The following is a 24,684-nucleotide window of genomic DNA, read 5'->3' on the forward strand; positions in this document are numbered from 1 at the left end:
TCGCGCCCGGACTCCGGGCGCGACGGGGCCTCCTCGTTCTTCCGGGTGCCGTCAGAGCTTCGGGGCGCGTCGCCAGCGGCCGCGCTGGGTGCGCCACAGCAGCTTCTGCCCGTACAGCGTCAGCACTCCGGCCAGCATGATGCCGAAGAGGTTGAGCGCCAGCTGCTCGATCGAGCCCCACATCTGGCCCACATCGCCGTAGCTGAGCGCCACCGCCGCGTTCGCGCCCGCCGGGATCGTCGTCACCGAGATCGCGACGCCCACCAGGAGGCCCGACTTGGAGGAGGTGAGCGAGAGCGTGCCGGCCACGCCCGCGAGCAGCGCCACGACGAAGGAGAACGGGTCCGGCTGCCAGACGAAGCTGGTGTTGGGGCGGTCCGCGTCCAGTTGGTCCTTGCTGAACAGGCCCAGTGCGTCCATCCCCAGGCTGAACACCGTCGTGGCCGCGATCGCCGCCGCGAAGCCGACCACCAGCGCGATCAACGAGCGCGCCGCCAGTTTCGGCGCGCGCTGCACCACCGCCGTACAGACCCCGGCGAGCGGGCCGAACTCCGGGCCGACCGCCATCGCGCCCACGATCAGGATCGCGTTGTCCAGGACGACACCGCAGGCCGCGATCATCGTCGCCAGGATCATGAAGGCGCTGTACGTGATCGAGAGCGTCGACTCCTCGTGCGTCGCCCCCGCCAGCTGCTCCCAGATCACCGCGTCCGCGGGCTCGCCCGGGGCCTCCTTCTCGGCCGCGTCCGCGCGCTTGGAGAGGGACAGGTCGATGTCCTCGACGGCGATCGAGCCGTCCTGATCGATCTTCAGCCCGCGCAGCCCGTTGAGGAGTTCATGGCCGGCCTCACGGGCCACGTCGCACATGACGACGTCACCGGCCGGGTTCCGGGCCGCGCCCGGCAGTACGACCAGGTGCGTCGTGCCGACCGTCGAGTCGATCAGGTCGACGGCGGCCGGGGTGAGGTCGGGCGGAACGATCATCCGGAGATGCAGCATGCGGAGAGCTTACGGAGGTCAGAGCTTGCGGAGGCTCAGCCGCTGCACCTTGTGGTCCGGGCCCTTGCGGACGACGAGGGTCGCCCGGCCGCGCGTGGGCGCCACGTTCTCCAGGAGGTTGACCTTGTTGATGGTCCGCCACATCGTGCGGGCGTAGTCGAAGGCCTCCTCCTCGGAGACCTGCGTGTACCGCCGGAAGTACGAGGACGGGTCCTGGAACGCGGTGTCGCGCAGCTTGCGGAAGCGGTTGAGGTACCAGCGCTCGATGTCCTCGGGCCGCGCGTCCACGTACACCGAGAAGTCGAAGTAGTCGGCGAGACCGACGCGGGTGCGGCCGTCCTTGCCGGGCAGGGCCGGCTGGAGGACGTTCAGCCCCTCCACGATGAGGATGTCGGGGCGGCGGACGGCGAGCCGCTCGCCGGGCACGCGGTCGTAGATCAGGTGCGAGTAGACCGGGGCCGTGACCTCCTCCTTGCCCGCCTTGATGTCCGCGACGAACCGGGTGAGCGCCCGGCGGTCGTACGACTCGGGGAAGCCCTTGCGGGACATGAGCCCGCGCGCCTTCAGCTCCTCCATCGGGTAGAGGAAGGCGTCCGTGGTCACCAGCTCCACGCGCGGGTGCTCCGGCCAGCGGGCGAGGAGGGCCTGGAGGAGTCGGGAGACCGTCGACTTGCCGACGGCGACCGAACCGGCGACTCCTATGACGAAGGGGGTGCCGCGCTGCTCCGCGCTCTCGCCGAGGAAGGTGTTGAGGGCGCCGCGGAGGCCGCTGGTGGCCTGGACGTACAGGTTGAGCAGCCGGGACAGCGGGAGGTAGACGTCGCGGACCTCGTCGAGGTCGATGACGTCCCCGAGGCCGCGGAGCCGCTCGACCTCGTCGGCGCTGAGGGGGAGCGGAGTCTTGTCGCGGAGCGCACTCCACTCGGCTCGGGTGAAGTCGACGTACGGGGTCGCCTCGGAGGGACGGCGGTGGCCGTTGCCGTTCCGGTGGCCGTCTCCGTTCCGGGGGCCTTCTCCGTTGGTGCTTCGTGGCGGCGAAGTGATCACCCCGCCATTGTCGGGGGTCGAGGGCGTCCGTGGGCCGTGGGGTCGGTCACGCGACAAAAGTCGTTGTCCGATCGCCGCTCTGAGGTGATCATGCTGATGCCGCGTGTTCTCTGATCTTCACGCGGGGGGAGCCGCCGCCTGGCGGCACGAAGAGAAGCAGAGAGTCACCACCGATGCGTACGTCCATGAGAAGCGCCGCCGTCGCCGCCACCGCCGTCTCGCTCGCGCTGCTCGTCACCGCGTGCGGTGGCGGGGAGAAGAGCGACGGCGAGGGCAAGGGCGCCGGGAAGGAGGCCGCTCCCAGCGCCTCCGCCACGAGCAGCGCGCCCGCCGCGAAGGCGCTGTCCGCCGCCGAGCTGGAGAAGCTGCTCGTCGAGCAGGCCGACCTGCCGGGCCACCAGGTCCAGAAGGCCAAGCCCGCGGACGTCGTCCCGGCCGACGCGATCTCCACCGACAAGCCGACCTGCAAGCCGCTCGCCGATGCCATGTCGTTCGTCTCCACCGGGAAGCCGGGCGCGACCGCGACGCGCAAGGCCATCGAGCTGCCGAAGACCGAAGGGGCCACGGCCTCGCCGGAGGAGGCCCTGGGAGCGCTGGCCGCTCCGGTGACGAGCGTGACGCTCGGCTCGTACGAGGGGCAGGGCGCCCAGGAGGCCTTCGCCTCGCTGAAGACGGCCGGCACCGACTGCGCCGGCGGTTTCACGCTGATCGGCGGCGGCGAGAAGACGAAGATCCTCAAGGTCGCCCCGGAGACGCTGGCCGCCGGTGAGGAGTCGCTCGCCTGGACGGTCACCACGGACGTGGACGGGGAGCCGTTCGTCACCAAGCTGGTCGTCCTCCGGCAGGGCAACACCCTGGCGACGTTCTCCACGCTCAGCTTCGGCGGCACGGTCAAGGCCCTGCCGAAGACCATCGTCGACGCGCAGGTCGCCAAGCTCGGCTGACACCACCCTTCGACATCACCCTCCAGGGGCCGGAAGGCCGGAGTTCGGCCGCCGACGCGCGGCCGCCGAACTCCGGCCTTCCGGCCCCCTTCCGCCCTAGGCTTTCCCCATGTGCGGAATCGTGGGATACGTCGGCGGGCAGTCGGCGCTTGATGTGGTGGTCGCGGGCCTCAAGAGGCTCGAATACCGGGGCTACGACTCGGCCGGTGTCGCGGTGCTCTCCGACGGAGGTCTCGCCGCGGCCAAGAAGGCGGGCAAGCTCGTCAACCTGGAGAAGGAGCTCGTGGACCGGCCGCTGGCCGGCGGTTCCGTGGGCATCGGACACACCCGCTGGGCCACCCACGGCGGGCCGACCGACGTCAACGCCCACCCCCACCTGGACAACGCCGGGCGCGTCGCCGTCGTCCACAACGGCATCATCGAGAACTTCGCCGCCCTGCGCGCCGAACTCGCCGAACGCGGCCACGACCTGCTCTCCGAGACCGACACCGAGGTCGTCGCCCACCTCCTCGCCGAGGAGTTCTCCTCCGCCGGGGACCTCGCCGAGGCCATGCGGCTCGTCTGCCGCCGGCTCGACGGGGCCTTCACCCTGGTCGCCGTCCACGCCGACCAGCCCGACGTCGTCGTCGGCGCCCGCCGGAACTCCCCGCTCGTCGTCGGCGTCGGCGAGGGCGAGAACTTCCTCGCCTCCGACGTCTCCGCCTTCATCGCCCACACCCGCTCGGCGATCGAACTCGGCCAGGACCAGGTCGTCGAGCTCACCAGGGACGCCGTCACCGTCACCGACTTCGACGGGGTGCCCGCCGACGTACGGGCCTTCCACGTCGACTGGGACGCCTCCGCCGCCGAGAAGGGCGGCTACGACTACTTCATGCTCAAGGAGATCGCCGAGCAGCCCAAGGCCGTCGCCGACACCCTCCTCGGGCGGATCGACGGAGCCGGCCGGCTCACCCTCGACGAGGTACGCATCCCCGACGCCGTGCTCCGCGAGGCCGACAAGATCGTCATCATCGCCTGCGGCACCGCCTTCCACGCCGGGATGATCGCCAAGTACGCCATCGAGCACTGGACCCGCATCCCCTGCGAGGTCGAGCTCGCCAGCGAGTTCCGCTACCGGGACCCGATCCTCGGCCAGAAGACCCTGGTCATCGCGATCTCCCAGTCCGGCGAGACCATGGACACCCTGATGGCGCTCCGGCACGCCCGCGAGCAGGGCGCCAAGGTGCTCGCCGTCTGCAACACCAACGGGTCGACGATCCCGCGGGAGTCCGACGCCGTGCTCTACACGCACGCCGGGCCCGAGGTCGCCGTCGCGTCGACCAAGGCCTTTCTGACGCAGCTCGTCGCCTGCTATCTGCTCGCCCTCTACCTCGGGCAGGTGCGCGGCACCAAGTGGGGCGACGAGATCCACGCCGTCGTCCGCGAGCTCGCCCGCATCGGCGACGAGGTCGAGCGCGTCCTGGAGACGATGGAGCCCGTCCGGGCCCTCGCCCGCTCGCTCGCCCACAAGGACACCGTCCTCTTCCTCGGCCGGCACGTCGGCTACCCGGTGGCCCTGGAGGGCGCGCTGAAGCTCAAGGAGCTCGCGTACATGCACGCCGAGGGCTTCGCCGCCGGAGAGCTCAAGCACGGGCCGATCGCGCTCATCGAGGAGGACCTGCCGGTCGTCGTCGTGGTGCCCTCGCCCAAGGGCCGCTCGGTCCTCCACGACAAGATCGTCTCCAACATCCAGGAGATCCGGGCGCGCGGTGCCCGGACCATCGTGATCGCGGAGGAGGGCGACGAGGCCGTCGTCCCGTACGCCGACCACCTCATCAGGATCCCGGCGACGCCTACGCTGCTCCAGCCGCTGGTCTCCACGGTGCCGCTCCAGGTCTTCGCCTGCGAGCTCGCCACCGCGCGGGGCAACGAGGTCGACCAGCCGCGCAACCTGGCCAAGTCGGTGACCGTGGAGTGAGTGGGAAATGATCATTGGGGTGGGGATCGACGTGGCGGAGATCGACCGTTTCGCCGCGTCGATCGAGCGCACACCGGGGCTGCTCCAGCGCCTCTTCGTCGAGGGGGAGCTGCTGCTCCCGAGCGGCGATCGGCGCGGGGTGGCCTCGCTCGCGGTGCGGTTCGCCGCGAAGGAGGCGCTGGCGAAGGCGCTCGGCGCGCCGGGCGGACTGCACTGGACGGACGCCGAGGTGTACGTCGAGGGCACCGGGCAGCCGCGCCTGCGGGTGCGCGGGACGGTGGCGGCGCGGGCGGCGGAGCTGGGCGTGAAGCACTGGCACGTCTCGCTGAGCCATGACGCGGGGGTGGCCTCGGCGGTGGTGATCGCCGAGGGGTGAGGTCGATGTGGTGCGTGTGGCCCGGGGCCCGGCCGTTCTCACGGTCGGACCCCGGGCCGTTTCACGCGCGACTGCCGGGGTCGGCTCGGGTGTGGGTGTCGCGCGCGTCTAGGGGGTGTCCTCTGCTGCCGTAGCTGCCGCTGCCGCTGCTCTGCGGCGACGGGAGAGGACGAGGGTCGCGGCGCCGAGGGTGGCGAGGCTCGCTGCCGCGAGGGTGACGGGGAGGGTGCGACTGCCGGTGGTGGCGAGACTTCTGGTGCTGCTGGTGCTACTGGTGGTGTGGGGGGTGGGGTTGGTGGATCCCGTGGATCCCGTGGCGTCGGTGGTGTCCGTGCCTTCTGTGGCTCCTGTGCTGCTCGGGGTGCTCGGGCCGGTGGTCGTCTCCGTGGACTCGTCCGTCGCTCCCGGCGTCGGAGTCGTGGAGTCCGTCGGTGTCGGTTCCGACGGGGGAGAGGCGGTCGCCGTCGGCGTCGGGGGCGTCGGCGCCGTGGTGGTCGGGTCCGTCGGCTCCGGAGTCGGGTCCTGTGTCGGGGTCGGGTCCGTCGGGTCCGTCGGTTCCGGGGACGGTTCCGGGGGTGCCTTCCGTGCCGTCTGGGTGACCGCTCCGCCCGCCACCGTGTAGAGCGTGTGCTCCTGCGGGTCCAGAGCCAGCGCCGCCGGGCGTTCACCCGTCGTGACCGTCTCCGTCACCTTGCCCGCGGCCACGTCGACGACCGCCACCGACGCGGCCCCGGTCCGCGCCGCGTACAGGGTCGCGGTCCCCGGGTCGTACGCGAGGGCCTTCGGGTTGCCGTCGACGGCGATCGTGCCGGTGACCTTCCGCTCCGCCAGGTCGACGACCGATACCGTGCCGGCCGCGAGGTTGGCCACGTACCCCGTGCGGCTCGTCGGGTCGACGGTGACGCCCATGCTGCCGAGGGCGGTCGTGCCGAGGCTGACCGTGCCGGTGAGGCGGCCTGTGGTGCCGTCGACGGCGTTGAGGACGTTGCGGTAGACGACGGAGCCGTTCTCGACGGCGCCGCCCACGTAGGTCGCGTACCCCGTGTGGTGGGTGGTGTCGACGGCGAGTCCGGCCGGGTGGAAGGGGAGGACGACGGGGTCGCCGACGGGCGTGCCGGTGGCCGTGTCGTACACCGTCACCGATGTGGCGGCCTGGTCGCCGACGTACAGCCGTCCCTGCCCCGGGTCGGCGGCGAGGTGCGTGACGCTGCCGTCGACCGGGACACGGTCGTCGGTGAGGGTGCGGCTCGCGGTGTCGTAGACGGCGATACGGGTCGACAGGCCGAGGTACAGCGTGCCGGCGGCGCCGAGGGCCATCACCGTGGCCGGCGCCGGGAGTTCGACCGGGTCGCCGACGGGGGTGCCGGTCGCGGTGTCGTAGGCCGTGAGGCGGTGGGCCGTGCCGTCGCTGCTGCTGACGTAGAGGCGGTCGGCGGCCGGGTCGACCTCGGCGTCGAGGGCGCTGCCGGAGGGCGGGGTGAGGGTGCGGAGGGTCTCGTGGAGAGTCTCGGGGAGGAGTGGTGGCGGCGTCGCCGCCGTGCTCGTGAGGGCGAGCACGGCGGCGGCCGTCAGAAGGGCGGTTCTCACTGGAAGGTCACCGGGACGTACACGTCGTACTTCCGGTCGGAGCTGTCGAAGTGGTCCGCGCGGGTGACGATCGCGCAGGTCACGCCCGCCTGGCCGCAGGTGACGGTGTCGGAGATCTTGGCCTTGACGTGGATCTGGACGGAGAAGGAGCCGAGGCCGCCGGACTCCGTGAACGGGGAGGAGTTGGACGGGGACATCCAGTACCAGTCGCTGTTCACCCAGTGCGAGGCGCCGGTCGTGCCGGTCTCGTCCTGGCCGCCGAGGCACGGGGTCGGCTTGCTGTTCCAGGTGGTGGGGTCGGCGGTGTTCACCCCCGCGGGTACCGCGCAGAGGCCCACGTAGACGCCCTGGTCGGGGTTGTAGCCGGAGCCGCCGACGGTGACGTTGGTGCCGGCGGCGGAGGCGGTGTTCGGGGCGGTGAGGGAGAGGTTGTAGGTGCGGGTGCCGTCGGTGACGGTGCGGCCGGCGGTGGCGGCGGAGGCGGTGGAGGCGAGGCCGACGGTGAGGGCGGCGGCGGAGGCGAGGGTGAGGGCGGTGCGGGCGAGGGTGCGGGTGCGGGGGCTGGTACGCATGGCGAAGCGGCCTTTCCAGGCGGTGGCTAGTTAGGTAAGGCAAACCTAAGTTGATCTATGAGGAGGCGTCAACCCTCGCCTTCGGGCGGGGGCTTGAGGTCTGCGGCAGACTGCTGGACATGCGAACCGCTCACCGCGTGGAGACCGTCAGGGCCGCCGAGGCCGCACTCATGGCCCGCCTCCCGGAAGGCGCCCTCATGCAGCGCGCCGCCGCCGGACTCGCCGCCGCCTGCCGCGGGTTGCTCCCGCGGGTGTACGGGGCGCGGGTCGTGCTCCTCGTCGGCAGCGGCGACAACGGTGGCGACGCCCTGTACGCCGGGGCCCGGCTCGCCCGGCGGGGCGCCGGCGTCACCGCCGTACTCCTCGGGGACCGGGCCCACGAGGGCGGCCTCGCGGCGCTCCGGGCCGCCGGCGGGCGGATCGCCGACGACCCCTTCGAGGCGCTGGCCGTCGCCGACCTCGTCCTCGACGGCATCACCGGCATCGGCGGGCGCGGCGGGCTCCGGCCCGACGCCGTTCCCGTCGCGCGGGCCGCGCGCGGCTCCGACGCGGTCGTCGTCGCCGTCGACCTGCCGAGCGGCGTCGACGCCGACACCGGGGAGGTCACCGGGGAGGCGCTGCGGGCCGACGCGACCGTGACGTTCGGGACGTACAAGCCGGGGCTGCTCGTCGACCCGGCGCGGGAGTACGCGGGGGCGCTGCGGCTCGTCGACATCGGCCTCGGCCCGTACCTCCCCGGGGTCCCGGAGACGGAGGCGCTCCAGCACGAGGACGTCGCGCGGCTGCTGCCCCGGCCGGGGGCCGGGAGCGACAAGTACCGGCGCGGGGTCCTCGGTGTCGTCGCCGGCTCCTCCCGCTACCCCGGTGCGGCGGTCCTCGCGGTGGCGGGAGCGCTGCGGGGCGGGGCGGGGGCCGTGCGGTACGTCGGGCCCGCGGGGGACGCGGTGCTCGCCGAGCACCCCGAGACGCTGGTGTACTCGGGGCGGCCCGAGCAGGCCGGGCGGGTGCAGGCCTGGGTCGTCGGGCCCGGCCTCGGGGAGGGGCCCGGGCCCCTCGTCGCGGTCGCCGAGGTCCTCGCCTCCGACGTGCCGGTCCTCGTCGACGCCGACGGGCTGCGGGGGTTGGACCCGGCGGTCGTACGGGCCCGCCGCCCGGCCGCGACCCTGCTCACCCCGCACGCGGGGGAGGCGGCGGCGCTGCTGGGCGTGGCCCGGGAGGAGGTGGAGGCGGGTCGGCTCGCGGCGGTACGGGAGCTGGCGGAGCGCTTCGGGGCGACGGTGCTGCTCAAGGGGTCGACGACGCTGGTGTACGGGGGGCCGGGGGCCGGGCCCGTACGGGTGAACCCGACGGGGACGCCATGGCTGGCGACGGCGGGGAGCGGCGACGTGCTGTCGGGGCTGGCGGGGTCGCTGCTCGCGGCGGGGCTTTCGGCGGTGGACGCGGGATCGGCTGCGGCGTACCTCCATGGGCTCGCGGCGCGGCGGGCGTCGGTCTCCGGCGGGCCGGGGGCTTCGGGGCCGGTGACGGCGAGCGAGGTGGCGGAGTCCCTGCGGGGGGCGTGGGGAGACGTGGCGGCGCCGGCGTAGGGAGTGGCCGACGGGTTCGCCCGGCGCCCACTCGGGCGAACGCGTTGCCCCGCCCGTGGGACCCGGCGTGCTCGGAGCGTCCGGCGGGGATTGGGTGGGTCGGGTGATCAGTCCGAGAAGTCGTACCGCGCCGCTGTCGTCCGTCCCCGCCGCCGTCCTTGCCGCCGTTCTCGCCCTCGGGTCCACCGCCGCTGCCGCGGACACGCCCGCGCCCGGTGCCGACACGCCCGAGCCTCCCGCCTCCACCGAACCCCTCGTGCCCGGGGTCGTCGGGGGCGGGCGGTCCGAGTATCCGATGGACACGCCCGACCAGGTGCTGCCGCCGCTGCGGACCGAGGGGGACGTGCCCGTGCCCGTGCCGGAGGAGGTGGTGGACGAGCTGGTCGAGTACCTGCCACGGAGTGTCGTCGGGGCCGCCTGCAGCGCGCAGGCCGGGACGTATCAGCGGCAGGTCGAACGGCTGCTGAAGCTGAAGGTGGACGGGAGGCAGTCGGCTGCCGACTGCAAGGCCATCAAGGCCTTCCAGACGAAGGAGAAGATCAAGCCCGCCAACGGATACGCCGGGCCCGTCACCTGGGCCCGTGCCGAGCTGCTCGCCGCGCGGAAGAACCTGGACCCGGGACGGCGCTGCCCCGCGAAGAAGTACGCCGTGGCCTGCGTCGACCTCGACCGGCAGCTCATGTGGGTGCGGAAGGACAAGAAGGTGACCTACGGGGTGGTGAACATCCGGAGCGGGCGGGCCGGGTACGCCACCCGCACCGGCTGGCACACCGTCTACTGGCGCCACAAGGACCACTGGTCGTCCATCTACGACACCCCCATGCCGTTCTCCCAGTTCTTCAGCGGCGGCCAGGCCTTCCACGCCGTCTACGGGCAGATCGCCACGCCCACCGGAAGCCGCGGCTGCGTCAATCTCGGCTACGGCAACGCCCGGAAACTCTGGGATGTCCTCCGCAAGGGTGACCGGGTCTACATCTGGGGGAAGCGGCCCGGTAGCTGACACCTGAGAGACTGGGCGCGATGACTGAGACACCTCCGCCCCGCAGAGCCCGCGCCGAGATCGACCTCGGCGCGCTGCGTGCGAACGTCCGCACGCTGCGCGCCCGCATCGCCCCCCACGTCCGGATCATGGCCGTGGTCAAGGCCGACGCGTACGGACACGGCGCCGTGCGCTGTGCCCGCGCCGCCCTGGAAGCGGGCGCGGACTGGCTCGGTACGGCCACCCCGCACGAGGCGCTCGCCCTGCGCGCCGCGGGGATCACCGACGTCCCCGTCATGTGCTGGCTCTGGACCCCCGGCGACCCCTGGGACCAGGGCATCGAGGCCGGTCTCGACATGTCCGTGAGCGGGATGTGGGCGCTGGAGGAGGTCGTCGAGGCGGCCCGCCGCACCGGTCAGCGGGCCCGTGTCCAGCTCAAGGCCGACACCGGGCTCGGGCGCAACGGCTGTCAGCCCGCCGACTGGCCCCAGCTCGTCGGGGAGGCGCTGAAGGCGGAGGCCGAAGGGCTCGTCAAGGTCACCGGGCTCTGGTCCCACCTCGCCTGCGCCGACGAGCCCCACCATCCCTCCATCGCCGCCCAGCTCGACGTCTTCCGTTCGATGCTCGACCACGCCGAGAAGGCGGGCGTCACGCCCGAGGTCCGGCACATCGCCAACTCGCCGGCCACCCTCACCCTGCCCGAGGCCCACTTCGACCTGGTCCGGCCCGGCATCGCCATCTACGGCGTCTCGCCCAGCCCGGAGCTCGGCACCTCCGCGGAGCTGGGGCTCCGGCCGGTCATGTCGCTCAAGGCGAGCGTCGCCCTGGTGAAGCAGGTCCCGGCCGGGCACGGGGTGAGTTACGGGCACCACTACGTCACCGGCGACGAGACCACCCTCGGTCTCGTCCCGCTGGGCTACGCCGACGGCGTCCCCCGGCACGCCTCGGGCCGCGGACCGGTCCTCGTCGGCGACACGGTCCGTACGGTCGCCGGGCGCGTCGCCATGGACCAGTTCGTCGTCGACCTCGGCGGGGACACCCCCGAGCCGGGCACCGAGGCCGTGCTCTTCGGCCCCGGCGACCGGGGCGAGCCGACGGCCGAGGACTGGGCGGTGGCCGCCGACACCATCGCGTACGAGATCGTCACCCGGATCGGCGCGCGCGTCCCGCGCGTCTACCTGGACGAATAGGGGTTTCCGTGGGCGAGTCCAGCAGTTGGCGGCGTGCCGGGTTCGCCGGGGCCGCGATAGGCGTCCTCGCCGCGGGCGCCGCCGCCGGAGTCGCCGTCGAGCGGCTCACGGTCGGCCGCTCCGTTCGGCAGAAGGCCCGGCTCGCCCTGGACGCCGCCGGCCCGTACGGCAGCCTCCGCGGCACCTCCGGCCGGGCGATCGCCGACGACTCGACCGTCCTCTACTACGAGGTGGACGAGGTCGAGCCGGAGACGCCGGCCGGGCGCCGGCGGCGGCTCTTCGGCCGCAAGGAACCCGCCCCCGTCACCGTCGTCTTCAGCCACGGCTACTGCCTCGGCCAGGACTCCTGGCACTTCCAGCGGGCCGCGCTGCGCGGTCTCGTCCGTACCGTCCACTGGGACCAGCGCAGCCACGGCCGCTCCGGCCACGGCGTCGCCCAGTCCGGTCCCGACGGGGTGCCCGTCTCCATCGACCAGCTCGGCCGCGACCTCAAGGCCGTCCTCGACGCCGCCGCGCCCGAGGGCCCGCTCGTCCTCGTCGGGCACTCGATGGGCGGCATGACGGTGATGGCGCTCGCCGAGCAGTACCCGGAGCTGATCCGCGACCGGGTCGTCGGCGCCGCCTTCGTCGGCACCTCGGCCGGCGGTCTCGGCGAGGTGTCGTACGGGCTGCCGCTCGTCGGCGTCAACGCGGTCCGGCGGGTCCTGCCGGGGGTGCTGCGGGCGCTCGGCTCCCAGGCGGAGCTGGTCGAGCGCGGCCGCCGGGCGACGGCGGACCTCTTCGCCGGCCTGATCAAGAAGTACTCGTTCGCGTCGAAGGACGTCGATCCGGCGGTCGCCCGCTTCGCGGAGCGGATGATCGAGGCGACCCCGATCGACGTGGTGGCCGAGTTCTACCCGGCCTTCGCCGACCACGACAAGGCCGCCGCCCTCGCCGCCTTCGCGGAGCTGCCGGTGCTCGCGCTCGCCGGGGACAACGACCTCGTCACCCCCAGCTCGCACACCGAGGCCATCGCCGATCTCCTCCCCGACGCGGAGCTCGTCATCGTCCCGGACGCCGGCCATCTGGTGATGCTGGAGCACCCCGAGGCCGTCACCGACCGGCTGGCCGATCTGCTCGTCAGGGTGGGGGCCGTCCCGGGGCCGGCGACGGTGAGGGCGGACGCCGACAAGAGTTAGGTTGGCTGCCATGGAAGCAGCGCACCCGCCCGTCTCCGGCGCCACCCTCGCCATCGACTCCCCCGAGCAGATGGGGGACCTCGGCCGCCGGCTCGCGAAACTCCTCCGCCCCGGCGACCTCGTCATGCTCACCGGTGAGCTCGGCGCCGGGAAGACCACGCTGACCCGCGGCCTCGGCGAGGGGCTCGGGGTGCGTGGTGCCGTCACCTCCCCGACCTTCGTCATCGCCCGCGTCCACCCGTCGCTGGTCGGTGGCCCGGCCCTCGTGCACGTCGACGCGTACCGCCTCGGCGGTGGTCTCGACGAGATGGAGGACCTCGATCTGGACGTCTCGCTGCCCGAGTCCGTGGTGGTCGTGGAGTGGGGTGACGGGAAGGTCGAGGAGTTGACCGACGACCGGCTGCACGTCCTCATCCACCGCGTCACCGGCCACACCGACGACGACCGGCGCACGGTCGTGCTGCGCGGGATCGGCTCGCGCTGGGCCGACGAGGACCTCGATCTCGGCTGAACCGTACGTCTGATCGTACGGACCTTCCGACAACGTGTCGGCAAGATGTTGCGTGGGCCGTACGAGCCGTGGTGACATGGATGCACAAGCTGGTTAGGTCTACCTAACCTACGGGAGGCATGCATGGCGACGCCACAGCGCGTGAACGCGGGATACGGCCGGGACCACGTCTCGATGGGCGAGCTCCTGGCCTCCTGCGCCGCGGCCCACACCCTGGCGACCCCGCCGCTCCGGCCCGAGCCCGCGCAGGGCGCGGAGGCCGAGGAGAGCGGCGAGGGGTACGCGGTGTACGAGGTCTATCAGGAGCCGACCGTGCGGCGGGACGCCGCCGCGTAGGCCGTCGGGGCCGCCGTTACGGCGGGCTCGGGTGACGACGGCCTTCGCCGGTCGTCACGGCGGGCTCGGGCGACGACTGCCAGGCGACCACCGATCAGTCGTCGACCGCTCGGGCCTCGGCCGCTCAGGCGTCTACCGCTCAGGCGACGACGACGACCTTCGCGCCGATCACCGCGAACGTCCACAGCGCGTCCCCGTCCGCCCGCTTCATGCGGATGCCGCCGGTCTTCTTCGACGGGTCCGGGGTCGGCGTCGAGCCGTCCACCGCCGCGCTGAAGCCGATCGCCACGTCCTCGGTCGTCGCGAACCGCACCACGTGCTCGATCTGCACCCCGTCCGAGCCGCGTACCGAACCCGACCGCGAGGTCACCGTGTAGGCACCGGGCAGCGGGTGCACCGTGCTCGGCATCACCGTGAACGTCCGGCTCGCCTTGCCCTTCCCGTCCACCAGCCACACCCGGCGGTCGGAGAGCGCGTACACGACCCGCTCACCCGTGCCCGAGCTCGCCGGGACCGCCAGCGGGTTCGGCGCCGGCTGCTTCGGACCGCCGCTCGGCGAGACGGAGGGGGCGACCGCGCCCGGCGTCCGCGGCTTCACCGACAGGTCGGCCGGGGCGCTCGCCGAGGCCTGGTACGCGAGGAAGCCGACCGCGGCGACGGCCGCCGCGGTGAGCCCGGCCACGATTCCCGAGCTGCTCCGTGCCACCGTGCCCACCTCTCGTACGAACGTATCGAAGGGTGACGGTAGCAGCCGGTGCCCCGAGGGGCCGGGCGCCGTGCCCGGTGGTGCCTCCGCCGGGACGGCACCCGCCCCCGGAGCCGTAGGCTGTTCGCGTGCTGTTGCTCGCCATGGATACCGCCACCCCCGCCGTCACCGTCGCCCTCCACGACGGCGAGGCCGTCGTCGCCTCGTCGAGCCAGGTCGACGCCCGCCGTCACGGGGAGCTGCTGCTGCCCGCCGTCGACCGGGTGCTCGAAGAGGCCGGGCTGACCCTCGACGCGCTCACCGGCCTCGTCGTCGGCGTCGGCCCCGGCCCGTACACCGGGCTGCGCGTCGGCCTCGTCACGGCCGCCGCCTTCTCCTCCGTGCTCGGCGTGCCCGTGCACGGCCTGTGCACCCTCGACGGACTCGCGTACGCCTCCGGGATCGACGAGCCCTTCGTCGTCGCCACGGACGCGCGCCGCAAGGAGGTCTACTGGGCGCGGTACGAGGACTCCCGTACGCGCGTGACCGACGCGGCCGTCGACCGGCCCGCCGAGATCGCCGACCGGCTCGCGGGCCTGCCCGTCGTCGGCGCGGGCGCCCGCCTCTACCCCGAGGCCTTCCCCGACGCCCGCGACCCCGAGCACCAGTCGGCCGCCGCGCTCGCCGCGCTCGCCGCGGAGAAGCTGGCGGCAGGTGGCGAGGGGTTCCTGGACCCGCTGCCGATGTACCTGCGCCGCCCCGACGCGCAGGTGCCGAAGAACTACAAGGTGGTCACACCCACGTGACCGGCGGCGTCGAACTGCGCGAGATGCGCTGGTGGGACATCGCCCCGGTGCTGGCCCTCGAAGACGAGCTCTTCCCCGAGGACGCCTGGTCGGAGGGGATGTTCTGGTCGGAGCTCGCGCACGCGCGCGGCCCCCGGGCCACCCGCCGCTACCTCGTCGCGGAGGACGAGCGGGGGCGGCTCGTCGGGTACGCGGGACTGGCCGCGGCCGGCGGGCTCGCCGACGTACAGACGATCGCCGTCGCCCGCGACCAGTGGGGCACGGGCCTCGGCGCCCGGCTCCTCACCGACCTGCTCCAGCACGCCACCGCCTTCGAGTGCGACGAGGTCCTCCTCGAAGTGCGCGTGGACAACACCCGGGCCCAGAAGCTCTACGAGCGCTTCGGCTTCGAGCCCATCGGTTTCCGGCGCGGCTACTACCAGCCGGGAAACGTGGACGCGCTCGTGATGCGACTGACCGTTCAAGGAACTGAGACTGATTCTGATGGCTGCTGACGAACCCCTCGTACTCGGCATCGAGACCTCCTGCGACGAGACCGGCGTCGGCATCGTCCACGGCACCACCCTCCTCGCCGACGCCGTCGCCTCCAGCGTCGACACCCACGCCCGCTTCGGCGGTGTCGTGCCCGAGTTCGCCTCCCGGGCCCACCTGGAGGCGATGGTCCCGACGATCGAGCGCGCCCTGAAGACGGCCGGGATCTCCGCGAAGGACCTCGACGGCATCGCCGTCACGGCGGGCCCCGGCCTCGCGGGCGCGCTGCTCGTCGGCGTCTCGGCCGCCAAGGCCTACGCGTACGCCCTCGGCAAGCCGCTGTACGGCGTCAACCACCTCGCCTCGCACATCTGCGTCGACCAGCTGGAGCACGGCAAGCTGCCCGAGCCGACGATGGCCCTGCTGGTCTCCGGCGGCCACTCCTCGCTGCTGCTCTCCGCCGACATCACCTCCGACGTGCGCCCCCTGGGCGCCACCATCGACGACGCGGCCGGCGAGGCCTTCGACAAGATCGCCCGCGTCCTCGACCTCGGCTTCCCCGGCGGCCCGGTCATCGACCGGCTCGCCAAGGAGGGCGACCCGAAGGCGATCGCCTTCCCGCGCGGACTGAGCGGCTCCCGGGACCCCGCGTACGACTTCTCCTTCTCCGGCCTCAAGACCGCCGTGGCCCGCTGGATCGAGGCCAAGCGGGCGGCCGGCGAGGACGTGCCCGTACGGGACGTGGCCGCGTCCTTCCAGGAGGCGGTCGTCGACGTGCTCACCCGCAAGGCCGTCCGGGCCTGCAAGGACGAGGGCGTCGACCACCTGATGATCGGCGGCGGCGTCGCCGCCAACTCGCGGCTGCGGGCCCTCGCCCAGGAGCGCTGCGAGCGGGCCGGCATCCGACTGCGCGTGCCGCGCCCGGGCCTGTGCACGGACAACGGCGCGATGGTCGCGGCGCTCGGCTCCGAGATGGTCGCCCGCAACCGGCCGGCCTCGGACCTGGAGCTGTCGGCGGACTCGTCCCTGCCGGTGACCGATCCGCACGTGCCGGGCAAGCAGGCCCACGGCCACTCCCACGATCACGATCACGTGCACGAGGTCAGCAAGGAGAACCTGTACCCGTGAGGCTCGCGCTCATGTGGGAGGCGCGGGCCGCCCAGGGCCGCGGCACCGAGCTCCTGGAGTGGGCCAGGGCCCAGGTCCTGGCGCACGAGCCGCTGCGCCGGGAGATCTTCCGCGCCCCGCAGGACCGGGTCCTGGTCCTCACCTGGTGGGAGGCGGAGGCCTTCGACGCCGAACTGCCCGAACTGCCCGAGCCGGAGGCGGACCTCATCACCCGTCCGGTCCATCGCTGGCGCTTCGAGGCGGTTTCCCCGGACTGACGCGCAACCCTCGGGCCCGCTCGCGCATCCCACAGGGCGTGGACAAGAAGATCGTGGTGTGGGCGGCGCTGACCGTCGTCGCTCTGCTGGTGACCGGCTGCACGGCGGAGGGCCCGGCCGCGGCCCCCGCCCCCGGCGGATCCGAGAGCGCCCCCACGGTGGCCCCCACCGCGGAGGGAAGCCGCGTCCCGGGGGACGAGGCCCCGGGCGGGCAGGGCGCCGGGGACACGGCCGCCGACGGGCGGGCCGCCGGAGCGCCGGGGGCCGCCGCGTACCGCGCCTGGGGGCTCAAGCCCTTCGCGGCACCGCCCGCCCCGCCGGCGACGAAGCCGGTCGTCCGGAAGCCCGGCGGCCCCGTCCCCGTCATCAGCGAGATCCCCACCGCCGAGAAGATCGTCTTCATCACGATCGACGACGGGGCCGAGAAGGACCCCGCGTTCGTGCGGATGATGAAGGACCTCAAGGTCCCGGTGACCATGTTCCTCACCGACTCGGCGATCCGCGGCGACTACCGGTACTTCGCCCCGCTCGCCGACCAGGGCCACGGCGTCGCCAACCACACCCTCACCCACCCGAACCTCCGCACGCTCTCCCGTGAGGCCCAGCGCCGGGAGATCTGCGGCCAGCAGACGAAGCTGGCGAAGGAGTACGGCACGACCCCGCGGCTCTTCCGCCCGCCGTACGGGAACTGGAACGAGGACACCCGGGCCGCCGCGGGCACCTGCGGGGTGGACGCGATCGTGCTGTGGCGCGAGTCCATGCAGATCAAGAACATGCAGTACCAGCGCGGGGACGGGAAGTTGCACCCCGGCGACATCATCCTGGCCCACTTCCGCGGCCCCTCCGAGCTCAAGGGCCGGACGATGACCGAGATGACGGCCACGATGCTGCGCCGCATCCAGGACCAGGGCTTCACCGTGGCCCGCCTGGAGGACTACGTCTAGGGCCTGTCCGGCGGCCGGACAGGCCACCGGAAGATTTCCCGGGCGTGGTGTCGATGCGGGCCCGGCCCGTTCGACGTATGTGTGGAAGGCGGGGAAAGGCCCCGCCACCGCACCACCGAGGAGTCGTCATGCCCCGCTTCCTGTCCCTCGTCCGCATCGAGGAGAACACCATCGACATGGAGAGCGCCGACCCCGGCTTCGAGGAGCGGATGGGCGCGCTCTTCGAGGAGATCACCAAGGCCGGCGCCATGGTGGACACGGCCGGGCTCAAGCCGACCGCCGAAGCCACCCGGATCACCTGGTCGGACGGGAAGCTGTCGTACACCGACGGACCGTTCACCGAGACCAAGGAGGTCGTCGGCGGCTACGCCATGCTCCAGTGCAAGGACATGGCGGAGGCGGTCGAGTGGGGGAAGCGCTTCCTGGCCGTCCACCCGCCGCAGTGGAAGGTCGGTCTGGAGGTCCGTGAGGTCGAGGAGATGCCGGAAGGCTGACCCGCGTGTGTGCTGTCATGTGAAGCGTGACGGTGGAGAGCACGTTGGAGACGGTCTTCCGGATGGAGTCGGCACGGATCATCGCCACCGTGGCGCGGATCGTCCGGGACGTCGGCATCGCCGAGGAGATCGCCCAGGACGCGCTCGTCGCCGCCCTTGAGCAGTGGCCGCGGACAGGGGTCCCGGAGCGGCCGGGAGCCTGGCTGACGGCCACCGCCAAGAACCGTGCCGTCGACCTCGTACGGCGTCGGGAGACGTACGCCCGGAAGCTCGCCGAGGTGGGCCGGACGCTCACGGAGGAGTCGTACGACCCCGAGCCGTCCGGCCCGGGCGACATCGACGACGACGTGCTCCGGCTCGTCTTCACCACCTGTCACCCGGTGCTCTCCGCCGAGGCCCGCACGGCGCTCACCTCGCGGCTCGTCGGCGGGCTCCGCACGGACGAGATCGCCCGGGCCTTCCTCGTACCGGAGGCGACGGTCGCGGCGCGGATCACCCGCGCCAAGCGGACGCTCGCGAAGGCGGGCGTGGAGTTCGAGGTGCCGTACGGGGAGGAGAGGGCCGCCCGGCTGGGCTCCGTCCTGGAAGTCGTCTACCTGATCTTCAACGAGGGGTACGCGGCCACCGCGGGCGACGACCTGCTGCGGCCCGGCCTGTGCGAGGACGCGCTGCGGCTGGCCCGTGGCCTCGCCGTGCTCATGCCCGGGGAGGGCGAAGTCCACGGGCTCGCCGCCCTCCTCGAACTCCAGGCCTCCCGTGCGGCGGCCCGTACCGGCCCCGACGGGCAGCCGGTCCTCCTCGCCGACCAGAACAGAAGGCGCTGGAACCGGCTGCTCATCCGGCGCGGGTTCGCCGCCCTGGAGCGGGCCGGGGACGGGCGCTCCTACGGGCCGTACGCCCTCCAGGCAGCGATCGCCGCCTGCCACGCGCGGGCCGCCTCGTACGAGGAGACGGACTGGGCGACCATCGCGGCGCTGTACGGGCGACTCGGCACCCTCGCCCCGTCCCCGGTGGTCGAGCTGAACCGGGCGGTCGCCGTGTCGATGACCGAGGGCCCCGCCGCGGCCCTTTCGATCGTCGACGCCCTCGCCGCCGAGCCGGCCCTGGCGCGCTACCACCTGCTGCCGAGCGTGCGGGGCGACCTGCTGGCCCGGCTGGGGCGGGCGGCGGCGGCCCGGGCGGAGTTCGAGCGGGCGGCCTCGCTCACCCGCAACGCGCGCGAGCGGGCCCTGCTCCTCGGCCGCGCCCGGGAGACCGGGGCTCAGTAGCGCAGGATCTGGCCGGCCGACGTACCGACGAGGACCGTGCCGTCGGGGGCCGCGTGCAGCGAGAGCGGACCGTACGGGGGCAGGGCGCGCCGGTCGAGGAGGGTGCCGTCGGCGGTGTCGACCGAGAGCAGGGTGCCGTCGGTGCACAGGGCGTGCAGGACACTCTCGTGCGCGTCGACGGCGATGACCTCGGAGTCCAGGGGGCGGGTCCAGACGACCTCTCCGGCGGGGAAGGTCCGGCGGACCAGCTCCGTCCGGCCGTGCAGGAGCGCGGGGCCCGCGGCGTCGGAGACGTACACCGCCCGGCCGAGCGGATGGTCGACCCTGAAGGGGTCCAGCGCGAAGAGGACCGTCTCGGCCGCGGAGCGGGGGTCGAGCGCGATCACGTCACGGCGCCGCCGCCCGTACAGCAGCTCGGGGCAGCGGCGGACGTGGATCGGGACGAGGTCGTACCGGTCCGGCTCGTGCACCCCGGCGAGCGGGGTGCCGTCGGCGGCGAAGACCCGGGTGTTCGGCGGGGCGGGGGGCTCGGTCTCGGAGCCGCGGTCGAACGTGTCCCGGATCGCCCAGACCCCGTCCGTACGGGCCGACAGCGCGGCCGGGAACGGCACCGACGGGCAGTCGAGGAGCGTGCCGTCGGAGAGGTCGACGAGCGGGAAGTCGGTCCGGGTACGGGAGTCGGGGCCGGCGACGGCGACGCGCGCCGTCCGCTCGTCGGCGGCGACCTCGATCCGGCTGCCCCCGGTCCCGGACGGCGCGGGAACGCTCCACAGCAGCGATCCGTCGGGGGCCCGGCACTCCACCGTGGCGCCGCCGCGGGTGGCGAGCACCCGGCCGTCGCTCAGCCCGGCCACGGCCCGGACCCCGCCGAGTCCGTCGTAGCTCCGGCCCGCGCGCTCGGCGAGCGCCTGGAGCAGCGGGCGCGTGGGCTCCGTGTCGAGGTACTCGACCAGGGTGTCAGGGGGGAGTGGCTGACGGGGGAGGGTGCGCAGGTCGAGGGCGTCGGGGGTGAGGCCGAGCCAGTCGTCGCGGACGACGGTGGCGCGGGAGCGGAGCTGCGCGCAGTCCGATTCCCAGGTGAAGAAGGTGAGTTCGAGCGTGCGGGCGTCCAGCCAGCGGATCGGCTCGATGCCCCACTCGGGGTCGGCGAAGTCGACGCGGTGTCCCGTGACCGGTTCGAGGAGGGTGAGGCCGCCCTCGCGCTGGTACGCGTCGTAGTTGTCCAGGCCGATGGCGAGGAGCGGGAGCGTGGGGTGGAACGCGATCGACTCGGCGTCCGTCGTGAAGGTCAGCAGGTGCGCGCAGGAGAGGTCGGCGGCGCGGTAGACGGCCACCCGGCTCAGGCCCTGCATCACCGAATTGACCGCGATCCACTGCTCGTCGGCGCTGACGATCACCTGGGAGGCGCATCCGAGCAGCTCGGGGAACGGCTCGTCGTGGAAGGGGGCGGCGCGGAAGGGCGCGTACGGGGTCGCCGTCGGCTCAGGCATGGTGCTCCGTCGTGTGGGTGAACGTCCCTTCGGATTCTGCCGCTTACGGCGCCCCGGTCACCGGCCCCCGCCCGCCGGGCGGCCGATCAGCATCGTCGGGGCCCCCGCGACCCGGGTGAGCAGTACCGTCGCCGCGTTGGGGCCCTTCGGCTTCACCTTGCGCCGGATCTCCTCGGGTTCGACCGCCGAGCCGCGCTTCTTCACGGTGAGGGTGCCGACCTCACGCTCCCGCAGCAGGGCCTTCAACTTCTTGAGATTGAAGGGCAGTTCGTCGGTGATCTCGTAGGCGGCGGCGTACGGGGTGGGGGCGAGCTCGTCGGCCGTGACGTAGGCGATGGTCTCGTCGATCAGCCCGCCGGACAGGTCCTCCGCGACCTCGGCGACGAGGTGCGCGCGGATGACGGCGCCGTCCGGCTCGTAGAGGTAGCGGCCGACCGGCCGGACCGCCGGGTCGGGCAGCCCCCGGCCGATGAGCCCGGCGCCCGAGGGCAGCAGCGTGGCGCGGCGGGCGCCCGGCTCCGTACCGAACCAGAGCACGGCCTCCTTCACGTCCCCGCCGTCCGAGATCCACTCGGCCTCGGCCTCTGCGGGGACGGCCTCGTGCGGGATGCCGGGCGCGACCTTCAGGGCGGCGTGCGGGGCCTTGCGGGCCGCCTCGACGGCCCAGGAGAGCGGCGGGGAGTACGCCTCGGGGTCGAAGATCCTGCCCCGGCCCCCGCGCCGCGCCGGGTCGACGAAGACCGCGTCGTACGGGCTCGTGTCGATCTCGGTGACGTCGGCCTCGCGGACCTCGACGAGCGCGGCGAGGCCGAGCGCCTCGGCGTTGGCGCGGGCGACCTCGGCGGTGAGCGGGTCGCGGTCGACGGCGAGCACGGAGATCCCGGCGCGGGCGAGGGCGATCGCGTCGCCGCCGATCCCGGAGCAGAGGTCCGCGACGCTGCCGACGCCGAGCGCCTTGAGCCGGGCGGCCCGGTACGTGCCGACCGAGGCGCGGGTCGACTGCTCGACGCCGTTGGGCGTGAAGTACATCCGGTACGCGTCCTCGGCGCCGAACTTCGCCACCGCGCGCTGGCGCAGCCGGGCCTGGCCGACCGCCGAGGTGACGAGTTCGGCGGGGTGGTCGCGGCGCAGCCGGGAGACGACCGCCAGCTCCTGTGCGGGGTCGTAGTCGCGCAGGGCGGCGAGGAGCGTCTGGCCCTCGGGGGTGAGCAGGGCGGTGAAGGAGGCGAGGTCGGTCACCCGTCCCATTGTGGGCCCTGTGGGGCTGTGGACCGGTCGGGGGACGGGCTGTGGGCCGGTCGGCGTAAGGGTGCGGGGCCGGTCGGGGGACGGTGGGTGTCGTACGGGGGACGGTGGGCGCCGTGCGGGCGGTTCGCGACTCCGAGGGGCGCCCGCGCTGACAGGATGCGGCGCCATACAGCTTGTACGACAAGAGGAAGAATTTATGGTGATCAGCGCGCACCCTCTCCGGCGGACCCTCGGGGCCGCTCTCGTCGTCGCAGCCCTCGCGTCCGCCGCCACGGCCTGTGGCGGGTCCGGCTCCGAGCCCGGCCCCGCCGCACCGGGGCGCGGCGCGCCCGCCCCCGCAGCCGGCCAGCAAGGCCGGGGGCCGGGCTCGGCCGGTGCGCTCGACGCGTACGTCGAGAAGGTCCGCGGGCAGCGGGCCGCCCGCGCGCTGGCCGCCAAGAAGTGGGGCCTCACCCGGCCTCCGCTCGACGCCCCGGCCCCGCCGAAGACCAAGCCGAGGATCACCACCCGCAAGGGCTTCGAGACGGACGGCGAAGGCCTGCCGCCCGTCTTCACCACCGTGCCGACCAAGGAGAAGATCGTCTTCCTGACGATCGACGACGGCGCCGAGAAGGACCCCCAGCTGCTGCGGATGATGAAGGAGCTGCGCATCCCCTACAGCGCCTTCCTCAGCGACTACGTCGTCAAGGACGACTACGCCTACTTCGCGAGGATGCAGAAGTCGCAGGAGTCCGGGGTCGCCCTGCACAACCACACGCTCAACCACCGCTACCTGCCGGGGCTCTCGTACAGCAAGCAGAAGCGCGAGATCTGCGGGATGCAGGACGTCATCGAGAAGCGGTTCGGCAAGCGGCCCCCGCTCTTCCGCCCGCCGTACGGCAACTACAACGAGGACACGCTGCGCGCGGCGAAGTCCTGCGGGGTCAAGGCGGTTCCGCTCTGGGCCGCGGAGGCCTTCCCCGACCACATGGAGTGGCGCGAGTGGGACCGGGACCTGCACCCCGGCGACATCGTGCTCACCCACTTCCGGGGCAAGGGCGACTGGAAGGGCACCATGCCCGACATGATCCGCCGGGTGATGAACGTGATCACGGCCAAGGGGTACGCGGTCGCCAAGCTCGAGGACTACGTGTGAGAGGACCGCGCGTGAGAGGGCTACGGGTGGGAGGGGCGCGGGTGAGAGGGGTGCGGGCGCGCCGCGTCCCGGCACGCCGGGCCCTGGCGGGCGTGGCGCTCGCCGGGGTGCTCCTCGGCGCCTCCGGGTGCGCGTCGGCGGTGGACCCGATCGAGCGCCTCGGGCGGAAGGCGGTGGAGCGGGGGAGGGGACCGGGGGAGGCGACGACGGTCGCGGACCGGGCGGCACGGCTCCTCCGGGAGGCCGTACGCCAGGAAGCCCGCGCACCGGAACACCGCGACCGGCACCGGGGCTGACGGCGGTTGCCCGGGCCGAGGGGCTGGGGTCGGCTGCCCGTGCCGGGTCGGCCGCCCGGGCCGGGTCGACCTCAGCCCGGGCTGGTGGCGACCGCCCGCACCGACGTCAGCCGCCCGGGCACTCGCAGGGGCCGCCGCCGCTGCGGCACACGCACCGCGCCTCGCCGGGCGTCGGCGAGACCGTCGGTCCCGGGGGCGCGGGGTGCGAGCGCGCCCACTCCTGTGTCCCGAAGGTCAGCGTGGCGATGCCCAGCAGCGCCGCCGCGAGGAACTGGCCTCCGGCCGTCCAGGGCCAACGGCTGCGCACCGACACCCACGCGAGCAGCAGCACGCCCCCCGTGATCCCGCCGAAGACCAGCACCGGCACCCAGTCCATGGGGGGCGGTGCCGAGGGCTGCGGATCGTAGGACTCGGCCCATCTCCGCATCCCCAGAGTGAAAGCGGCGATCGCGGCGAGCACGGTCTCCAGGACGAGGAGCAGAAGTCCGGACAGGAAGTCGGCCCAGGGGCGTACCGGGGGCGGGGAGGTCGGCATGGCCGCACCCTCGTACGGAACCTCGGGGTCCGCCACGGCGTTCGCCATACCGAGACCGGAACGACGCGCGACGGCACGGAATTGGCACTCCGCTTGACCGAGTGCTAATCGCGGTCATAGTCTCAGGTCTGGCACTCCCCCCTGGAGAGTGCCAACACAGCGACAGGCAGGTCCGGCACCCGCGACGACGGATCCACCTGGTCGCCACCTCAGACAGTTGACCCCGTAATCTCCGAAGGGGGAGGTCGGATCGTGACGACCACCAGCTCCAAGGTTGCCATCAAGCCGCTCGAGGACCGCATTGTGGTCCAGCCGCTCGACGCCGAGCAGACCACCGCCTCTGGCCTGGTCATCCCGGACACCGCGAAGGAGAAGCCCCAGGAGGGTGCTGTCCTCGCCGTGGGCCCGGGCCGCTTCGAGAACGGCGAGCGTCTTCCGCTCGACGTTCAGGTCGGCGACATCGTGCTCTACAGCAAGTACGGCGGCACCGAGGTGAAGTACAACGGCGAGGAGTTCCTCGTCCTCTCGGCTCGCGACGTGCTCGCGATCATCGAGAAGTAATTCACCGAAGCATCCGAAGTACCTGAAGTATCTGAAGCAGATGCTTTGAGCTGCGCCCCTTGACCCCGCACTGGGCGTCCGGGGGCGCCGTTCGTTCCACACGA

27 protein-coding genes are annotated in these 24,684 nt (G+C 73.2%); 19 read left to right on the forward strand and 8 right to left on the reverse strand.

The features are described from left to right. Positions 1-51: 51 nt before the first annotated feature. Together OG580_RS21705 and coaA are read right to left on the reverse strand one after the other, a co-directional pair. A complete protein-coding gene (locus tag OG580_RS21705) occupies positions 52-999 on the reverse strand; it encodes a DUF389 domain-containing protein (RefSeq protein ID WP_267045322.1) in 948 nt (315 codons plus the stop codon). An 18-nt stretch (positions 1,000-1,017) separates the two neighbouring features. After that, positions 1,018-2,046, reverse strand: coding sequence for a type I pantothenate kinase (gene coaA / locus OG580_RS21710; protein WP_267045323.1), 1,029 nt, complete (start codon positions 2,044-2,046; stop codon positions 1,018-1,020). Between the two features lie 185 nt (positions 2,047-2,231). On the opposite strand from coaA, the gene OG580_RS21715 reads away from it, so the two are divergent. From OG580_RS21715 to OG580_RS21725, 3 genes are all read left to right on the forward strand, one after another. Next, positions 2,232-2,990, forward strand: a complete 759-nt coding sequence (locus OG580_RS21715) for a hypothetical protein (protein WP_267045324.1) — start codon at positions 2,232-2,234, stop codon at positions 2,988-2,990. Positions 2,991-3,099: 109 nt separating this feature from the next. Further along, positions 3,100-4,947, forward strand: a complete 1,848-nt coding sequence (gene glmS, locus OG580_RS21720) for a glutamine--fructose-6-phosphate transaminase (isomerizing) (protein ID WP_267045325.1) — start codon at positions 3,100-3,102, stop codon at positions 4,945-4,947. Between the two features lie 7 nt (positions 4,948-4,954). Next, positions 4,955-5,323 carry a holo-ACP synthase gene (locus OG580_RS21725; protein ID WP_267045326.1) on the forward strand — a complete coding sequence of 123 codons (369 nt, stop codon included), beginning with the start codon at positions 4,955-4,957 and terminating at the stop codon, positions 5,321-5,323. A 108-nt stretch (positions 5,324-5,431) separates the two neighbouring features. Here the strand turns inward: OG580_RS21725 and OG580_RS21730 are convergent, their stop codons facing one another. Next, positions 5,432-6,910, reverse strand: coding sequence for a YncE family protein (locus OG580_RS21730; protein WP_267045327.1), 1,479 nt, complete (start codon positions 6,908-6,910; stop codon positions 5,432-5,434). Then, positions 6,907-7,482: a hypothetical protein gene (locus tag OG580_RS21735; protein WP_267045328.1), complete on the reverse strand. Its 576-nt coding sequence runs from the start codon at positions 7,480-7,482 to the stop codon at positions 6,907-6,909. Before OG580_RS21735 ends, OG580_RS21730 begins: the two co-directional genes overlap by 4 nt. A 119-nt stretch (positions 7,483-7,601) precedes the next feature. Here OG580_RS21735 and OG580_RS21740 point away from each other — a divergent pair, with 119 nt between their 5' ends. From OG580_RS21740 to OG580_RS21765, 6 genes are all read left to right on the forward strand, one after another. Beyond that, positions 7,602-9,068 (forward strand): NAD(P)H-hydrate dehydratase, encoded by a 1,467-nt coding sequence (locus OG580_RS21740; protein ID WP_267045329.1) that lies wholly within the window; start codon positions 7,602-7,604, stop codon positions 9,066-9,068. A gap of 103 nt (positions 9,069-9,171) precedes the next feature. Further along, the gene (locus tag OG580_RS21745) at positions 9,172-10,068 is read left to right on the forward strand and encodes a L,D-transpeptidase family protein (RefSeq protein ID WP_267045330.1); all 897 of its coding nucleotides are present in this window, start codon (positions 9,172-9,174) and stop codon (positions 10,066-10,068) included. A 20-nt stretch (positions 10,069-10,088) separates the two neighbouring features. Next, positions 10,089-11,237, forward strand: coding sequence for an alanine racemase (gene alr, locus OG580_RS21750; protein ID WP_267045331.1), 1,149 nt, complete (start codon positions 10,089-10,091; stop codon positions 11,235-11,237). An 8-nt stretch (positions 11,238-11,245) separates the two neighbouring features. Next, a complete protein-coding gene (locus OG580_RS21755) occupies positions 11,246-12,415 on the forward strand; it encodes an alpha/beta fold hydrolase (protein ID WP_267045332.1) in 1,170 nt (389 codons plus the stop codon). Positions 12,416-12,425: 10 nt separating this feature from the next. Further along, the gene (tsaE, locus tag OG580_RS21760) at positions 12,426-12,926 is read left to right on the forward strand and encodes a tRNA (adenosine(37)-N6)-threonylcarbamoyltransferase complex ATPase subunit type 1 TsaE (RefSeq protein ID WP_267045333.1); all 501 of its coding nucleotides are present in this window, start codon (positions 12,426-12,428) and stop codon (positions 12,924-12,926) included. A gap of 123 nt (positions 12,927-13,049) precedes the next feature. After that, positions 13,050-13,262 carry a hypothetical protein gene (locus OG580_RS21765; protein WP_267045334.1) on the forward strand — a complete coding sequence of 71 codons (213 nt, stop codon included), beginning with the start codon at positions 13,050-13,052 and terminating at the stop codon, positions 13,260-13,262. 139 nt (positions 13,263-13,401) lie between these two features. Here OG580_RS21765 and OG580_RS21770 read toward each other — a convergent pair whose 3' ends face one another. Further along, a complete protein-coding gene (locus OG580_RS21770) occupies positions 13,402-13,944 on the reverse strand; it encodes a hypothetical protein (RefSeq protein ID WP_267048074.1) in 543 nt (180 codons plus the stop codon). Between the two features lie 152 nt (positions 13,945-14,096). Between OG580_RS21770 and tsaB the strand changes: the two genes are divergently transcribed. The 7 genes from tsaB to OG580_RS21805 all read left to right on the forward strand — a co-directional run bounded on the left by tsaB (position 14,097) and on the right by OG580_RS21805 (position 19,315). After that, positions 14,097-14,753 carry a tRNA (adenosine(37)-N6)-threonylcarbamoyltransferase complex dimerization subunit type 1 TsaB gene (tsaB, locus tag OG580_RS21775; protein ID WP_267045335.1) on the forward strand — a complete coding sequence of 219 codons (657 nt, stop codon included), beginning with the start codon at positions 14,097-14,099 and terminating at the stop codon, positions 14,751-14,753. 23 nt (positions 14,754-14,776) lie between these two features. Further along, positions 14,777-15,247 carry a ribosomal protein S18-alanine N-acetyltransferase gene (gene rimI, locus OG580_RS21780; RefSeq protein ID WP_267048075.1) on the forward strand — a complete coding sequence of 157 codons (471 nt, stop codon included), beginning with the start codon at positions 14,777-14,779 and terminating at the stop codon, positions 15,245-15,247. Continuing rightward, positions 15,237-16,352 carry a tRNA (adenosine(37)-N6)-threonylcarbamoyltransferase complex transferase subunit TsaD gene (gene tsaD, locus OG580_RS21785; RefSeq protein ID WP_267045336.1) on the forward strand — a complete coding sequence of 372 codons (1,116 nt, stop codon included), beginning with the start codon at positions 15,237-15,239 and terminating at the stop codon, positions 16,350-16,352. Before rimI ends, tsaD begins: the two co-directional genes overlap by 11 nt. Beyond that, positions 16,349-16,609 (forward strand): hypothetical protein, encoded by a 261-nt coding sequence (locus tag OG580_RS21790; RefSeq protein ID WP_267045337.1) that lies wholly within the window; start codon positions 16,349-16,351, stop codon positions 16,607-16,609. Before tsaD ends, OG580_RS21790 begins: the two co-directional genes overlap by 4 nt. A gap of 38 nt (positions 16,610-16,647) precedes the next feature. Then, positions 16,648-17,553: a polysaccharide deacetylase family protein gene (locus OG580_RS21795; protein ID WP_267045338.1), complete on the forward strand. Its 906-nt coding sequence runs from the start codon at positions 16,648-16,650 to the stop codon at positions 17,551-17,553. 128 nt (positions 17,554-17,681) lie between these two features. Continuing rightward, on the forward strand, positions 17,682-18,047 hold the full coding sequence (locus OG580_RS21800; protein WP_267045339.1) for a YciI family protein: 366 nt from the start codon (positions 17,682-17,684) through the stop codon (positions 18,045-18,047). A gap of 26 nt (positions 18,048-18,073) precedes the next feature. Then, on the forward strand, positions 18,074-19,315 hold the full coding sequence (locus OG580_RS21805; RefSeq protein ID WP_267045340.1) for an RNA polymerase sigma factor: 1,242 nt from the start codon (positions 18,074-18,076) through the stop codon (positions 19,313-19,315). Here OG580_RS21805 and OG580_RS21810 read toward each other — a convergent pair. Continuing rightward, positions 19,309-20,805, reverse strand: a complete 1,497-nt coding sequence (locus tag OG580_RS21810; RefSeq protein WP_267045341.1) for a hypothetical protein — start codon at positions 20,803-20,805, stop codon at positions 19,309-19,311. The two genes, OG580_RS21805 and OG580_RS21810, sit on opposite strands and share 7 nt — an antisense overlap. Positions 20,806-20,862: 57 nt before the next feature. Beyond that, positions 20,863-22,053 (reverse strand): methyltransferase domain-containing protein, encoded by a 1,191-nt coding sequence (locus OG580_RS21815; protein ID WP_267045342.1) that lies wholly within the window; start codon positions 22,051-22,053, stop codon positions 20,863-20,865. A gap of 196 nt (positions 22,054-22,249) precedes the next feature. Between OG580_RS21815 and OG580_RS21820 the strand changes: the two genes are divergently transcribed. Both OG580_RS21820 and OG580_RS21825 read left to right on the forward strand, forming a co-directional pair. Beyond that, complete coding sequence (locus OG580_RS21820; protein ID WP_267045343.1) at positions 22,250-23,188, forward strand: polysaccharide deacetylase family protein; 939 nt, start codon at positions 22,250-22,252, stop codon at positions 23,186-23,188. Between the two features lie 41 nt (positions 23,189-23,229). Further along, positions 23,230-23,484 (forward strand): hypothetical protein, encoded by a 255-nt coding sequence (locus OG580_RS21825; protein ID WP_267045344.1) that lies wholly within the window; start codon positions 23,230-23,232, stop codon positions 23,482-23,484. 106 nt (positions 23,485-23,590) lie between these two features. Here the strand turns inward: OG580_RS21825 and OG580_RS21830 are convergent, their stop codons facing one another. Next, positions 23,591-24,067, reverse strand: coding sequence for a DUF6234 family protein (locus OG580_RS21830; RefSeq protein ID WP_267045345.1), 477 nt, complete (start codon positions 24,065-24,067; stop codon positions 23,591-23,593). 204 nt (positions 24,068-24,271) lie between these two features. Here OG580_RS21830 and groES point away from each other — a divergent pair, with 204 nt between their 5' ends. Then, positions 24,272-24,580: a co-chaperone GroES gene (gene groES, locus OG580_RS21835; protein WP_267045346.1), complete on the forward strand. Its 309-nt coding sequence runs from the start codon at positions 24,272-24,274 to the stop codon at positions 24,578-24,580. The last annotated feature ends 104 nt before the right edge of the window (positions 24,581-24,684 follow it).

It is taken from the genome of Streptomyces sp. NBC_00094 (assembly GCF_026343125.1).
Classification (GTDB): Bacteria; Actinomycetota; Actinomycetes; order Streptomycetales; family Streptomycetaceae; genus Streptomyces.